Here is a 14,439-nt window from a genome sequence, read left to right on the forward strand (position 1 = left end):
CATCGCGTAGGTCGCCTGTTAGCGGCGCGATGGCCTTTTCGCCTCTCGCCGTTTCTCGCCTCGCATGGGCTAGTTCGCGGCTAGCGCACCAGATAACCGCCATCTACCGCCAGGATATGGCCATTCACGTAATCCGAGGCCCGGCTGGCCAGGAAGACGACTGCGCCCATCAGATCCTGCGCCTCACCCCAACGGCCGGCCGGAATATGCGCCAGGACGCGCCTGTTTTCCTTAGGCGTGTTGCGGACGATCGCCGTCATGTCGGTCTCATAATAGCCGGGGGCAATACCGTTAACCTGAATGTTATATGGACCGAGCTCTTCACAATAGGCTTTGGTTAACCCCGCGAGGGCATGTTTGGTTGCTGCATAAGCCGGCGACCAGCTGCCGCCTAAATAAGAAAACACCGAACAGATATTGATAATTTTGCCACAGCGGCGGGGAACCATTATTTTCGCCGCCTCATGGCTGAGCTCGAAAGCCGCCGTCAGGTTGGTCTCAATCATCGGGTCCCAGTCGGCGCGGCCAAAGCGCAGGACCTTATTCAAACGGCAAATACCGGCATTGTTCACCAGGATATCGACCGTGCCGAAACGCTGGCAGCAGGCGGCGATAATGCGCTGCGGCATGCCGTTGTCGGTAATATTCGCCAGCATGAACTCCACTTCAGCGCCCTGCTGCTCAATGCGTTCACGGGTTTGCGCATTATCGACGCGTCGTCCGGGAATAAACAGATTGGCTCCCGCCGTGGCCAGAGCAAGGGCAAGAGCCTGCCCCAGTCCGCTATTCCCCCCGGTGACAATGGCGGTTTTCCCTTTGAGGGAGAAGAACTCCATAGAAAAAGCATGGGATGGCTCAATTGGCTGCATGTTTAACTCGATCCTTAAGTCAACATATCGACAGCGCGCCGGGGCGGCTGATGTACGAATCGATTATACCACCGCAGGTATGAGCGAGAATCTTAACTAGTACGCTGAAGCGAGGGGGCTTGATGAATTCATATATGAATAAAGTGCTTGCCGGACAGCTATCAGCCAGCCCGGCAAAAAAGAAGGGATCAGGCGATGTTCAGATACTTATGCGTCTGCATAGATAAACGCCAGTTGCGCGCGATGCAGGTTTCGATGCACAGGCGCGTCGCGTCCTCTTTCTGGCTAATTGGCTGCAGCGCGATGATGCGCGGCTTGTCGTCAGCCAGCGTCTCCAGCAGTTCATCGAGCGCTTCGATATCGCGCACGCGTCCAACAGGATGTTTTATTTCATCAGCTCGCTGCAGCGCCTGAGAAAGGACATCATAGCCGCCGCGCATATTCACCTTCGGCGATACCGTCACCCAGGTATGAGGCGTACAGCGAACTTCGTGAGTGCCGCTGGTTTCAATCTGGCAGCTAAAGCCGTTTTGCTCCAGCAGCAAGGTCAGCGGCGTTAAATCATGAATACAGGGTTCGCCGCCGGTAATCACCACGTGACGAGCAGTCCAGCCCTGACGCCCGATGATGGCCAGCAGATCTTCGCTACTTGCCGGGCCCCATTTATCGCTCTCTTTGGTTTTTGCCAGAATGCTGAACAGAGAGACTTCTCGATCGGCAAGTTTATCCCAGGTATGTTTGGTATCGCACCATGCGCAACCAACCGGGCATCCCTGTAAACGAATAAAAATGGCGGGAACGCCGGTGAAGTAACCTTCGCCTTGCAAGGTCTGGAACATCTCGTTAATCGGGTACTGCATAATCATCTCTGTATTGGGTTAAGAGCGCGCATTATCGCAGATTTACTCGCGCAGATCTTGTCCTGCGCTGCGCCGCGAGGTGGGTAAGCCTAATCCTTATTGATAAACGTCCGTCAGTTGGTCGATATCCCTATCCAGGGGCGGCTGATTTAACTAGCCTGATAATAATAAGGCTACTATTAAGCGGCATAGCTGAAATTTTGGTGTAACAAAACATGTATCACCCTGAAAGCCAAAAATAAAATAACAAATTTAAAAATAATAAATTTCAATGATGTACAAATGGATACACGAAATAATGAATTTATTGCCATAGCGAAGGGTCAAATTCGATCCACGACGTAAAAAAAACCTTAAAATAACCTTAATAAACCGTACGTTATGATCTTCACCCATTTAATATCCGTTTAATTTTTTGCGCCTAGAATCCAGTCCACCAACCATAATGAGACTGCATTCATGAATACATTATTAATTACTGGCACGACCGGATTTCTCGGTGGAGCAGTGTTAGAAAGCATTCTGAATAAAAAGAATGCGCCTAATCTATTACTGTTAGTTCGTGCAGATAATAGTGTAGCTGCCGTAGAGCGGGTAAAGGAAAATCTGCGAAAATTCAATATTAGCGAAGAGAGACTAACGGCCCTGACGCCAGGCAACATTCTGCTGGGGGATCTGGCCAATCCGCAGCCCTTTCTCGACGACCCGCGCCTGAATCAGGTTACCCACGTGCTCAACTGCGCTGCCGTCGCCTCATTTGGTAACAACCCGCTTATCTGGAAGGTCAACGTCGAAGGTACGCTGCAGTTTGCCCGGCGGATGGCTCAGGTCAGCCGCCTTGAGCGCTTTCTGCACGTCGGCACCGCGATGTCCTGCTCGCCAGATCCCGATTCTCTGGTAGCGGAAAGCACAGCGTTTCGTGAACGCGCTGCGCATCTGGTCGAGTACACGCACTCTAAATCAATGATTGAGCGTCTCATGCGGCAGGAATGCTCAACCCTACCGCTGGCGATCGCCCGTCCCTCTATTGTTGTTGGCCACACTCATCACGGCTGTCAGCCCTCCAGCAGTATTTTCTGGGTATTCAGCATGGGGCTGATGCTGCAAAAATTTATGTGTTCGATGGAAGACCGCATTGATGTGATCCCCGTCGATTACTGTGCCGATGCGCTGCTGATGCTGCTTGTCAGCCCGCTGGCGCGCGGAGAAGTGGTGCATATTTCTGCGGGGGAAGAAAACAGCGTAAGGTTTGCGGATATCGATAACGCAATGGCCTCCGCCCTCGAACAGGCGCCGGTCGGCGATAAATACGCGCAGGTCAGCTATGAAACGCTGGTCAAAATGCGTCGTGAGCTGAAGGCTATTTTTGGCCCCTGCAACGAACGGCTGATGCTAAAAGCCATGCGCCTTTACGGCGCCTTCGCCACGCTCAACGTACGATTCAGCAACGACAAGCTGCTCAGCATGGGTATGCCAAAACCGCCGCGCTTTACCGATTACATTGACCGCTGCGTACAGACCACGCGCGGGCTTTCTATCCCGCAGCAAATGGCGGTAGATTTTAAGTAGCCACTTTTGTAGAGATAAAAAAAGCCAGCCCGTAGGCTGGCTTTTTCATATCAGATTAAGACAGGCTTATGCCTGACCTTTGATCTCTTTACGACCGTTGTACGGCGCTTTTTCACCCAGCGCTTCTTCGATACGAATCAGCTGGTTGTATTTAGCAACGCGGTCAGAACGGCTCATAGAACCAGTTTTGATCTGGCCTGCAGCGGTACCAACAGCCAGGTCAGCAATGGTAGCGTCTTCAGTTTCGCCAGAACGGTGAGAGATAACGGCAGTGTAGCCAGCGTCTTTCGCCATTTTGATCGCAGCCAGAGTTTCGGTCAGAGAACCGATCTGGTTGAATTTGATCAGGATGGAGTTAACGATGCCTTTCTCGATACCTTCTTTCAGGATCTTGGTGTTGGTTACGAACAGATCGTCACCAACCAGCTGGATTTTGTCGCCCAGTACTTTAGTCTGGTATGCGAAACCGTCCCAATCAGATTCGTCCAGACCGTCTTCGATAGAAACGATCGGGTACTGTTTGGTCAGCTCTTCCAGGAAGTGAGTGAACTCTTCTGAAGTGAACGCTTTGTTGCCTTCGCCGGCCAGAACGTATTTACCGTCTTTGTAGAATTCAGAAGCCGCGCAGTCCATCGCCAGAGTGATGTCTTTGCCCAGCTCGTAGCCAGCGGCTTTAACGGCTTCAGCGATAACAGCCAGCGCTTCAGCGTTGGAACCCAGGTTCGGCGCGTAGCCACCTTCGTCACCAACAGCAGTGTTCATGCCTTTAGCTTTCAGAACTTTAGCCAGGTTGTGGAACACTTCAGAACCCATACGTACGGCTTCTTTCAGGGATTTAGCGCCTACCGGCTGAATCATAAATTCCTGGATGTCGACGTTGTTGTCAGCGTGCTCGCCGCCGTTGATGATGTTCATCATCGGAACCGGCATGGAGTATTTGCCCGGAGTGCCGTTCAGCTCAGCGATGTGCTCGTACAGCGGCTGACCTTTAGAAGCAGCGGCAGCTTTGGCGTTAGCCAGAGAGACGGCCAGGATAGCGTTCGCACCGAAGTTAGATTTGTTTTCAGTACCGTCCAGGTCGATCATGATTTTGTCGATGCCAGCCTGATCTTTGGCATCTTTGCCCAGGATTGCCTGAGCGATCGGGCCGTTTACCGCAGCAACAGCTTTCAGTACGCCTTTACCCATGAAACGGGACTTGTCGCCATCGCGCAGTTCCAGCGCTTCGCGGGAGCCAGTAGAAGCACCTGACGGAGCAGCTGCCATACCGACGAAACCACCTTCCAGGTGTACTTCGGCTTCAACAGTCGGGTTACCACGGGAGTCGATGATTTCACGACCGATGACTTTAACGATTTTGGACATTAGGTTTTCCTCAGTACAAGTTAAACTAAAACTCCAGACAAACAATGCACCCGGATGGGTGCATTGCCGTTCTAACTCTTTTACTTCGCCTGACGCTTCTGGTACTCGCCAGCGGCTTTCACAAAGCCAGCAAACAGCGGGTGACCATCACGCGGCGTCGAAGTAAACTCCGGATGGAACTGACAGGCGACGAACCACGGATGGTTAGGCACCTCGATGATCTCGACCAACTGATCATCCCCGGAACGGCCCGCAATGCGCAGGCCCGCATTTTCAATCGGCTTCAACAGCATGTTGTTGACTTCGTAGCGGTGACGATGGCGCTCAGTAATGGTTGGTTCGCCATACAGCTGGCGCACCAGGCTATCTTCAGCCAGCTGGCACTGCTGTGCGCCGAGGCGCATCGTGCCGCCGAGATCGCTCTTATCAGAGCGAACTTCGACATTACCGTCTTCATCACGCCATTCGGTAATCAGGGCCACGACCGGGTACTTACAGTCTGGCACAAATTCCGTTGAGTTGGCGTTTTCCATCCCCGCTACGTTGCGCGCAAACTCAATCAGCGCAACCTGCATACCCAGGCAAATACCCAGATATGGAATGTTGTTTTCACGCGCATAGCGCGCGGTAGCGATCTTACCTTCGACGCCGCGATAGCCGAAGCCGCCAGGAATCAGGATAGCGTCTAAATTCTTCAGAATTTCGACGCCGCGCGTTTCCACATCCTGCGAATCAATCAGCTTGATATTGACGGTAACGCGATTTTTCAGACCGCCGTGTTTCAGCGCTTCAATCACTGATTTATAGGCATCCGGCAGTTCAATGTACTTGCCGACCATACCGATAGTGACTTCGCCTGCCGGGTTCGCTTCTTCGTAGATAACCTGTTCCCATTCGGCCAGGTTCGCTTCCGGACAGTTTAAGCTGAATCGTTTACAAATATAATCGTCCAGCCCCTGAGATTTCAACAGGCCCGGAATTTTATAAATGGAATCGACGTCTTTCATCGAAATAACGGCTTTTTCTGGCACATTGCAGAACAAAGCAATTTTGGCGCGTTCGTTCGCCGGAATGGCGCGATCGGAGCGGCAAACCAGAATGTCTGGCTGAATACCGATGGAGAGCAGCTCTTTTACGGAGTGCTGGGTCGGTTTGGTTTTGACTTCGCCCGCGGCGGCCATGTACGGCACCAGGGTCAAATGCATAAACAGGGCGTTTTCACGACCGATATCCACCGCCAGCTGCCGAATCGCTTCAAGGAACGGCAGCGACTCGATATCGCCTACGGTACCGCCGATTTCAACCAGCACCACATCATGACCTTCGCCGCCCGCCAGCACGCGCTCTTTAATCGCGTTGGTGATGTGCGGGATCACCTGCACGGTCGCGCCCAGATAGTCGCCACGACGCTCTTTGCGCAGGACATCAGAGTAGATACGGCCGGTGGTGAAGTTGTTGCGACGAGTCATCTTGGTGCGAATGAAGCGCTCGTAGTGACCTAAGTCCAGATCGGTTTCAGCGCCGTCTTCGGTAACGAACACTTCCCCGTGTTGGATTGGGCTCATGGTACCCGGATCGACGTTGATGTACGGATCCAGTTTCATCATGGTCACGTTAAGCCCACGGGCTTCAAGAATGGCTGCGAGGGAAGCTGCGGCAATGCCTTTACCCAGAGAGGATACGACCCCGCCGGTCACAAAAATATAGTTCGTTGTCATGCTGAACCTGAGAAGTTAGGTTTAAAAGACGATGGAATAACCAGGACGGGAAAGCAGTATACCCGATCATGACTGACGCCACAAACTTTCATTATCCCTCCTTTTCATCAGGCCCACACAAACGCGGGGAGTGAGAAAATAGCCGCTTTTGGCGAAATGTTTTTGACGTAAATCAAGCGCTTGTTATTTAAAAAATCACACAAATAGCGCTTGATCACGAAAACTCTTTAGAGATCAGTTTCCTGGCGTTTTACTTCCTGCCACACCTGCTCCATAGTATCGAGGTCGACGCCGGTCATTTCCAGGCCGCGCGCGGCGACAATCCGCTCAACTTCACGGAAGCGACGTTCAAATTTGAGATTGGCTTTTTGCAACGCAACCTCGGCTTTGACGCCTAAATGGCGGGATAAATTGACCGTTGCAAACAGCAGGTCGCCAACTTCCTCCTCCAGTTTAGCTTCATCCACCACGGCCTGCTGCGCTTCATGCATCACTTCATCTATTTCTTCATGAACTTTATCCAGCACCGGTCCGAGAGAGGTCCAGTCAAAACCCACCGCCGAGCAGCGTTTTTGGATTTTATGCGCGCGCATCAACGCCGGAAGGCTATGCGGAATATCGTCCAGCGCGGAGTGCTGGGACTTTTCCGCTCGCTCAGCGCTTTTGATCTGCTCCCAGCGGGCCAGCGCTTCGCTGCTGCTACCGGCGGAGGCATCGCCGAAAATATGCGGGTGGCGGCGCTCAAGCTTGTCGCTGATAGCGGCGCAGATATCGCTGAAATCAAAGCGCCCCTCTTCCTGCGCCATTTGAGCGTAGAAGACAACCTGGAACAGCAGATCGCCCAACTCGCCGCGTAAATCGTCAAAATCTTCGCGGGAGATGGCGTCGAGCACTTCATAGGTTTCTTCAAGCGTATAGGGAGCGATGGTGGCAAACGTCTGCTCTTTGTCCCACGGACAGCCGTTTTCCGGATCGCGTAGCCGCTGCATAATGCCGAGCAGCCGTTCCATCTCATTATTTGCCTTCATAGTTATTGATCCTGCACTTTTCATCATTTCAGTCACGCCATTCGCGTTTCGGTTTTGGCAAGCCGCCGCGTATTACAAAAACATAAACTATGCCGTGCAGCACGATAAATACCAACGCCAGCATGCGCACCGGGTCGTCAATATAGCGGATTTGCGACGAAAGCATGTTAAAAGGAAACTCCCCTTTCACCGTCACGCAAAGCTGCACAAACATGGCAAGGGCATTTACAGCGCGGCATATCAGGTGTGAACTCAAGGATCCGTCTGGCGAATAAACGATAAAAAACAGCCAGATTTGCACAGCGATCAGCGTGAGGGATGAGAGGAGATAAAGAATAAAGAAACTTAAGCTCAAATCCATTGAAGCCTATCCAGTAAGCCAGCACCCGTCGGGGAGCTCCATGGCTATCAGGGTAAAAACGCAGCTGTTAGCTGAGCTGCGTTTTTACCGTTTTCCTTTTAACCGCCGTGCAGGCGACGGGCGTCGATGACGTCCGGAACCTGATTCAGCTTGCCAAGTACCCGGCCCAGAACCTGCAGGTTGTAGATCTCAATGGTCATATCGATGGTTGCCATCTGCTGCTTCGTATCGCTGCGGCTGGCAACGCCCAGCACGTTGACCTTCTCATTGGCGAGAATAGTAGTGATATCGCGCAGCAGGCCGCTACGATCGTTGGCCTGGACCCGCACCACCAGCGAGTAGCCCGCCGAGTAGCTCTCTCCCCACACTGCGTCAACGATGCGCTCCGGAGCATGAGACTGTAGCTCCGCGAGCTGATCGCAATCCGCCCGGTGCACCGAGATCCCTCGGCCCTGGGTGATAAAGCCCACAATCTCGTCGCCGGGGATCGGCTGGCAGCAGCGCGCAATGTGGTGCATCAGATTGCCGACGCCTTCCACCACCACGCGACCATTGTCTTTGCTGCGATTCTGCGGAGTATAGGTTTTCTGCTGCAGCTGCTTAAGTGCTGCCGCATCCTGCTCCGCCGCGCTGGGCTTATTAAACTGCGCCTGCAGGAAATTAACCATCTGGTTGAGGCGAATATCGCCGCCGCCAATCGCCGCCAGCAGTTCGTCCTGCTCATTAAAGTTGTAGCGCGGCAGCAGATACTTTTCCGCATCCTTCAGGCTGATGCCCAGATGCTCCAGCTCATCATCGAGGATCTGCCGTCCGGCAAGAATATTCTTGTCGCGATCCTGCTTGCGGAACCAGGCATGAATTTTAGAACGCCCGCGGCTGGTAGTGACGTAGCCAAGGTTCGGATTCAGCCAGTCACGGCTTGGGTTAGGCTGCTTTTGAGTGATGATTTCAATCTGGTCGCCCATCTGCAGCTGATAGGTGAACGGCACAATACGTCCGCTGATTTTCGCCCCGATGCAGCGGTGACCGACATCGCTGTGAATATGGTAGGCAAAATCGAGCGGAGTCGAACCCGAAGGTAAATCCACTACGTCACCCTTCGGCGTAAAGACATAAACCCGGTCGTCAAAGACCTGGCTACGCACTTCATCCAGCATCTCGCCGGAATCGGCCATCTCTTCCTGCCAGGCGATCAGTTTACGCAGCCATGCAATGCGATCTTCATAGCCGCGTCCGCCGCTGGCCCCCGCGCTGGCGCCCTCTTTGTACTTCCAGTGCGCAGCCACGCCCAGCTCGGCATCTTCATGCATCTGGCGGGTACGGATCTGAATTTCGATCGTCTTGCCGCCGGGACCAAGCACGACGGTATGAATGGACTGGTAGCCATTGGGCTTAGGGTTGGCGACGTAATCATCAAACTCATCCGGCAGATGGCGGTAGTGAGTATGCACTATCCCCAGCGCGGCATAGCAGTCCTGCAGGCGCTCGGCGACAATCCGCACCGCCCGCACGTCAAACAGCTCGTCGAAAGCGAGATGTTTTTTCTGCATTTTGCGCCAGATGCTATAGATATGCTTAGGACGACCGTAAACCTCAGCCTTGACGCCCTCGGTTTTCATTTCCGTGCGTAAGTGGCTGACGAACTCGTCAATGTAATGTTCACGATCGATGCGCCGCTCGTGCAACAGCTTAGCGATGCGTTTATATTCCGCCGGGTGCAGATAGCGGAAGCAGTAATCTTCAAGCTCCCACTTAAGCTGGCCGATCCCCAGACGGTTGGCCAGCGGCGCGTAAATATTGGTGCACTCTTTCGCCGCCAGCACGCGCTCATCTTCCGGCGCATCTTTCACTTCACGCAGATGGGCAATACGCTCGGCGATTTTAATCACCACGCAGCGGAAGTCATCAACCATCGCCAGCAGCATGCGGCGAATGTTGTCCACCTGTTCAGAGGAGACCGAATCCGTATGGGTGGCTTTAAGCTGACGTATCGCGGCCATATCCCGCACGCCGTGGATCAGGGTGACGACGGATTTCCCGACGCTCTCCTGCATGATTTCTTCGCTGACGACGTTGCCATCCGCCAGCGGGAATAGCATCGCCGCTCGCAGCGTATCGATGTCCATACTGAGCATGGAGAGAATTTCTACCATCTCCACGCCGCGCCATAGCAGGAGATCGGCCTGCGGGTGTCCCTGCGTTTTCTCTCGACAATAATCCCAGGTTTCGGCTAAGCGTTCACACGACTGCTGGCTGGAAATTCCCAGACTCGCGATCCATTTCTTCGGGTCAAATTCACCAGCTTTATTTAAATGTGCACTTCTTACCGCAACCATTGTCCTCTCCTTAAGGGACCGCCTGCCGAAGTCGGCAAGCCTCAACTTTTACACTTCATCCTTCAAACCGCATCAACGTTGGCGTTCGTCTTTTATCTCAGTCGCCTGCGCCTGTGGATGCCGCTGCACTGCGATTTGAATGATTCTTGTGCTCAAACAACACCATTGATTCCAGATGACCGGTATGCGGGAACATATCCAGCATCGCCAGGCGTTGAATGGTATATCCCGCCTGCAATAAAACGTCGCTATCGCGCGCCAGAGTCGCCGGATTACAAGAAACATACACCACCCGACGCGGCGCTAATTTTATTATATGTAACATAACGCCCGCCGCACCGGCGCGCGCCGGGTCGAGCAGAACTTTATCAAAACCGTGCTTCGCCCACGCCTGGCGGGTGACGTCCTCTTCAAGATTTTCATGAAAGAACGTCACATTATGCAACGCGTTCAGCGCCGCGTTTTCTTGCCCCTTCGCCACCAGCGCCGGAACACCTTCAACCCCCACGACCTGCGCCGCGCGCTTTGCCAGCGGCAGGGTAAAGTTGCCCATGCCGCAAAAGAGATCCAGCACGCGATCCTGAGGCTGGATATCCAGCCATTCCAGCGCCGTATGCACCATGAGCTGGTTTACGCCGTCGTTGACCTGAATAAAGTCGCGCGGACTGAACACTAAGCGTAGACCGTCGGACGTATACCAGGGCGCTTCCCCGCGAATCTGTTCCAGTATCTCGCTTTGCGGGGCGAGATACAGTGAAAGACCGTGAGATTGCGAAAAACGTTCCAGCTTTTCTTTATCTGCAGCCGGAAGGGCCGCGGTATGGCGTAAAACCATCAGCGGGCCGTTGTCAGCCTGCACCAGCTCCACGTGGCCAAGCTGACGCAGCGATTGCAATCCGCTGAGACATTCTCGTACCGCGGGCAGTAGCGCACCAAGAGTGGGCACCAAAACAGGGCACTGCACCACATCAACAATTTCGCTGGAGTTGGCCTTCCGGAAGCCTATCTGTAATTGTTGGGTCTTTGGCTGATAATTCAAGCTCAGACGCGCCCGACGGCGATAGCCCCACGGCGAAGCGGCTATAATGTCATCAACCTCGCGCTTCATTAACCGCGCGAGGGCGGCGCGTTTGCTCTGCTGCTGCAGCTCAACGCTGGCGTGCTGCTGCTGACATCCGCCGCAGATACCAAAATGCGGACAGCGCGGCGCCTGCCGCTGCGGGCTGTCGCTAAGACGGCGTTTAACCTGCGCGCGGGCATACTGTTTTTTATCCTCGACCAGGACCACTTCGGCCTGCTCTTGCGGTAATAAACCGCTAACAAACAGCGCCTTACCCTGGTGACGCGCAACGCCCTGCCCAAAGGGATCAAGGTCATTTACTGTAACGGTTATGATCTGGCGCGTCGTCACACGCCGTTTTGCAGAGTAGAATTGCGCCATCGTAGAGATTTGTCTCAATTAAATATACTGACTCTATACACGAGTTCTTTCAGGGTGAGCCAGCGTAACCAATGCCTCAGCAGCCTGTAAGGATGATGTATATATTCTCCCATAATGGAACCGCATGACCAACTACAGCCTTCGTGCCCGCATGATGATTCTTATTCTGGCGCCAACCGTTCTGATCGGTCTGCTGCTCAGTATATTCTTCGTCGCACACCGCTATAACGACCTACAGCGCCAGCTGGAAGATGCCGGAGCCAGTATCATCGAACCGCTGGCGGTCTCCAGTGAATATGGCATGAATTTGCAAAACCGCGAGTCAATCGGGCAGCTGATCAGCGTGCTGCATCGCCGCCATTCCGATATTGTGCGCGCCATTTCCATCTATGACTCGCACAACAGGCTGTTTGTCACCTCCAACTTTCAGCTCGATCCCGGCGAACTTCAGCTACCAAAAGGGGCGCCTTTTCCCCGCCGTTTAAGCGTGATTCGTCACGGCGATTTGATGATTTTGCGCACCCCAATTATTTCAGAAAGCTATTCACCGGATGAATCACCGGGAAGCGATGCCAAGATGCCGGACAATATGCTGGGCTACGTGGCGCTGGAGCTGGATCTCAAATCGGTGCGGCTGCAGCAGTACAAAGAGATCTTCATCTCCAGCGTGATGATGCTGTTCTGCATCGGCATCGCGCTGATCTTCGGCTGGCGACTGATGCGCGACGTGACCGGGCCGATTCGCAACATGGTGAATACCGTTGACCGCATCCGCCGGGGCCAGCTTGATAGCCGCGTGGAAGGTTTTATGCTCGGCGAACTGGATATGCTGAAAAACGGGATCAACTCCATGGCGATGTCGTTGGCGGCGTATCATGAAGAGATGCAGCATAACGTCGATCAGGCCACCTCCGACCTGCGTGAAACGCTTGAACAGATGGAAATCCAGAACGTTGAGCTGGACCTGGCGAAAAAACGCGCGCAGGAAGCGGCGCGAATCAAATCCGAATTCCTCGCCAATATGTCCCACGAGCTGCGCACTCCGCTTAACGGCGTCATTGGCTTTACCCGCCTGACGCTGAAAACCGATTTAAATACCACCCAACGCGATCATCTGACCACCATTGAGCGTTCAGCGAACAATCTGCTGGCCATCATTAATGATGTTCTGGACTTCTCTAAGCTCGAAGCCGGGAAGCTCATTCTGGAGAGCATTCCGTTCCTGCTGCGAAATTCGCTCGACGAGGTGGTCACGCTGTTGGCGCATTCGGCGCACGATAAGGGGCTGGAGCTGACCCTGAACATCAAAAACGATGTGCCGGATAACGTGATTGGCGACCCGCTGCGCCTGCAGCAAATTATTACTAACCTGATGGGCAACGCCATTAAGTTCACCGAACATGGCAACATTGACGTGCTGGTGGAACAGCGGGCTATAAGCAATTCAAGAGTGCAAATCGAAGTTCAGATCCACGATACCGGCATCGGTATTCCCGAGCGCGACCAGTCGCGTCTGTTTCAGGCTTTCCGCCAGGCAGACGCCAGTATTTCCCGTCGCCACGGCGGAACCGGGCTGGGTCTGGTTATCACCCAGCGGCTGGTAAAAGAGATGGGTGGCGATATTTCCTTCCATAGCCAGCCTAATCGCGGCTCGACGTTCTGGTTCCATATCAGCCTCGATCTCAACCCTAACGCGGTACCCGACAGCGTACCGACCCAATGTCTGGCGGGTAAAAAGCTGGCCTACATTGAGGCTAACGCAGCGGCGGCGCAGTGCACCATGGAGCTGCTGGCGACAACGCCGCTGGAGGTGGTCTACAGTCCGACGATGACTGCCCTACCGGATGCCCATTACGATATCCTGCTGGCGGGCATTCCGGTGTCGATACGCGATCTGAACCAGCATCGCGATAAGCTGGCCAGAGCCCGTAAGCTTGCCGATCATCTGCTGCTGGCGCTACCGTGCCACGCCCAGGTGAGCGCCGAAACGCTTAAACACGACGGTATCGCAGCCTGTCTGCTTAAGCCCCTGACCTCAACGCGCTTGCTTCCGGCGCTGACGGCCACATGCCAGACCCAGCCGACGCTCCTGCTGCCGCGCTCCGGTAGTACAAAGCTGCCCATGACGGTAATGGCCGTCGATGACAATCCGGCGAATCTTAAGCTCATCGGCGCTCTGCTTGAAGATTTAGTCCAGCATGTCATCCTCTGCGACAGCGGCCAGAACGCCGTTGAACGAGCCAGAGAAATGCAGCAAGATCTGATTCTGATGGATATTCAAATGCCGGAAATGGACGGCATCCGCGCCTGCGAATTGATCCATCAGCTCCCTCATCAACAGCAAACGCCGGTGATCGCCGTGACGGCCCATGCTCTGGAAGGGCAGCGAGAGAAATTGCTCAGCGCGGGGATGAACGACTATCTGGCGAAGCCCATTGAGGAAGATAAGCTCTACAATCTGCTGCTGCGCTACCAGCCGGGACAGGCCGCTGCGCCGCAGGCCGCGGCGGAGCCGGTTGACCTACCGGTTAACCATGACATCACCCTCGACTGGCAGCTGGCGCTACGCCAGGCGGCGATGAAACCGGATCTGGCGCGGGAAATGCTGCAGATGCTGCTCGCTTTTATGCCGGAAGTGCGTAACAAGGTGGAAGAACAGCTGGTGGGAGAGCAGCCGGAAGGCCTGCTGGATCTTATTCATAAGCTGCACGGCAGCTGTAGCTACAGCGGCGTGCCGCGCCTGAAGAAACTCTGCCACACTCTCGAGAGCCAGCTGCGCGCGGGCACCGCCGCCGAGGAGCTGGAGCCGGAGCTTCTGGAACTGCTGGATGAAATGGACAACGTCGCGCGGGAAGCCTGTAAGCTGCAGGGAATCTAAAACGCCTGCCCCGG

General features: G+C 54.2%; 10 protein-coding genes. 2 read left to right on the forward strand and 8 right to left on the reverse strand.

The genetic code is table 11. The annotated features are described in order from the left end of the window. Positions 1-80: 80 nt before the first annotated feature. Both ACSIPU_RS18445 and queE read right to left on the reverse strand, forming a co-directional pair. Entirely contained in the window at positions 81-869 is a 789-nt protein-coding gene (locus ACSIPU_RS18445) for an SDR family oxidoreductase (RefSeq protein WP_004105001.1), read from the reverse strand. 188 nt (positions 870-1,057) lie between these two features. Beyond that, the gene (gene queE, locus ACSIPU_RS18450; RefSeq protein WP_004114912.1) at positions 1,058-1,729 is read right to left on the reverse strand and encodes a 7-carboxy-7-deazaguanine synthase QueE; all 672 of its coding nucleotides are present in this window, start codon (positions 1,727-1,729) and stop codon (positions 1,058-1,060) included. Positions 1,730-2,188: 459 nt separating this feature from the next. Here queE and ACSIPU_RS18455 point away from each other — a divergent pair, with 459 nt between their 5' ends. Further along, positions 2,189-3,298, forward strand: coding sequence for an SDR family oxidoreductase (locus ACSIPU_RS18455; RefSeq protein WP_024274628.1), 1,110 nt, complete (start codon positions 2,189-2,191; stop codon positions 3,296-3,298). A 66-nt stretch (positions 3,299-3,364) separates the two neighbouring features. Here ACSIPU_RS18455 and eno read toward each other — a convergent pair whose 3' ends face one another. The 6 genes from eno to rlmD form a co-directional block, all read right to left on the reverse strand. Further along, positions 3,365-4,663, reverse strand: coding sequence for a phosphopyruvate hydratase (gene eno / locus ACSIPU_RS18460; protein ID WP_004105008.1), 1,299 nt, complete (start codon positions 4,661-4,663; stop codon positions 3,365-3,367). Positions 4,664-4,743: 80 nt separating this feature from the next. After that, positions 4,744-6,381 (reverse strand): glutamine hydrolyzing CTP synthase, encoded by a 1,638-nt coding sequence (gene pyrG, locus ACSIPU_RS18465; RefSeq protein ID WP_004105009.1) that lies wholly within the window; start codon positions 6,379-6,381, stop codon positions 4,744-4,746. A 227-nt stretch (positions 6,382-6,608) separates the two neighbouring features. Next, positions 6,609-7,409: a nucleoside triphosphate pyrophosphohydrolase gene (mazG, locus tag ACSIPU_RS18470; protein ID WP_004105011.1), complete on the reverse strand. Its 801-nt coding sequence runs from the start codon at positions 7,407-7,409 to the stop codon at positions 6,609-6,611. Positions 7,410-7,437: 28 nt separating this feature from the next. Beyond that, positions 7,438-7,710, reverse strand: coding sequence for a hypothetical protein (locus tag ACSIPU_RS18475; protein WP_224226622.1), 273 nt, complete (start codon positions 7,708-7,710; stop codon positions 7,438-7,440). Positions 7,711-7,868: 158 nt separating this feature from the next. Beyond that, complete coding sequence (gene relA / locus ACSIPU_RS18480; protein WP_004105015.1) at positions 7,869-10,106, reverse strand: GTP diphosphokinase; 2,238 nt, start codon at positions 10,104-10,106, stop codon at positions 7,869-7,871. 97 nt (positions 10,107-10,203) lie between these two features. Continuing rightward, entirely contained in the window at positions 10,204-11,547 is a 1,344-nt protein-coding gene (gene rlmD / locus ACSIPU_RS18485) for a 23S rRNA (uracil(1939)-C(5))-methyltransferase RlmD (protein WP_017145476.1), read from the reverse strand. Positions 11,548-11,671: 124 nt separating this feature from the next. Here rlmD and barA point away from each other — a divergent pair, with 124 nt between their 5' ends. After that, positions 11,672-14,425, forward strand: a complete 2,754-nt coding sequence (gene barA, locus ACSIPU_RS18490; protein ID WP_004105019.1) for a two-component sensor histidine kinase BarA — start codon at positions 11,672-11,674, stop codon at positions 14,423-14,425. Positions 14,426-14,439: the final 14 nt, after the last annotated feature.

The organism is Klebsiella sp. HN106 (assembly GCF_051209435.1).
GTDB lineage: Bacteria > Pseudomonadota > Gammaproteobacteria > Enterobacterales > Enterobacteriaceae > Klebsiella > Klebsiella oxytoca.

Coding starts and splice junctions, on each gene's coding strand:
- barA (WP_004105019.1), top strand. CDS start 11,672: ATGACCAACTACAGCCTTCGTGCCCGCATGATGATTCTTATTCTGGCG.
- pyrG (WP_004105009.1), bottom strand. CDS start 6,381: ATGACAACGAACTATATTTTTGTGACCGGCGGGGTCGTATCCTCTCTG.
- ACSIPU_RS18445 (WP_004105001.1), bottom strand. CDS start 869: ATGCAGCCAATTGAGCCATCCCATGCTTTTTCTATGGAGTTCTTCTCC.
- ACSIPU_RS18455 (WP_024274628.1), top strand. CDS start 2,189: ATGAATACATTATTAATTACTGGCACGACCGGATTTCTCGGTGGAGCA.
- rlmD (WP_017145476.1), bottom strand. CDS start 11,547: ATGGCGCAATTCTACTCTGCAAAACGGCGTGTGACGACGCGCCAGATC.
- eno (WP_004105008.1), bottom strand. CDS start 4,663: ATGTCCAAAATCGTTAAAGTCATCGGTCGTGAAATCATCGACTCCCGT.
- relA (WP_004105015.1), bottom strand. CDS start 10,106: ATGGTTGCGGTAAGAAGTGCACATTTAAATAAAGCTGGTGAATTTGAC.
- queE (WP_004114912.1), bottom strand. CDS start 1,729: ATGCAGTACCCGATTAACGAGATGTTCCAGACCTTGCAAGGCGAAGGT.
- mazG (WP_004105011.1), bottom strand. CDS start 7,409: ATGAAGGCAAATAATGAGATGGAACGGCTGCTCGGCATTATGCAGCGG.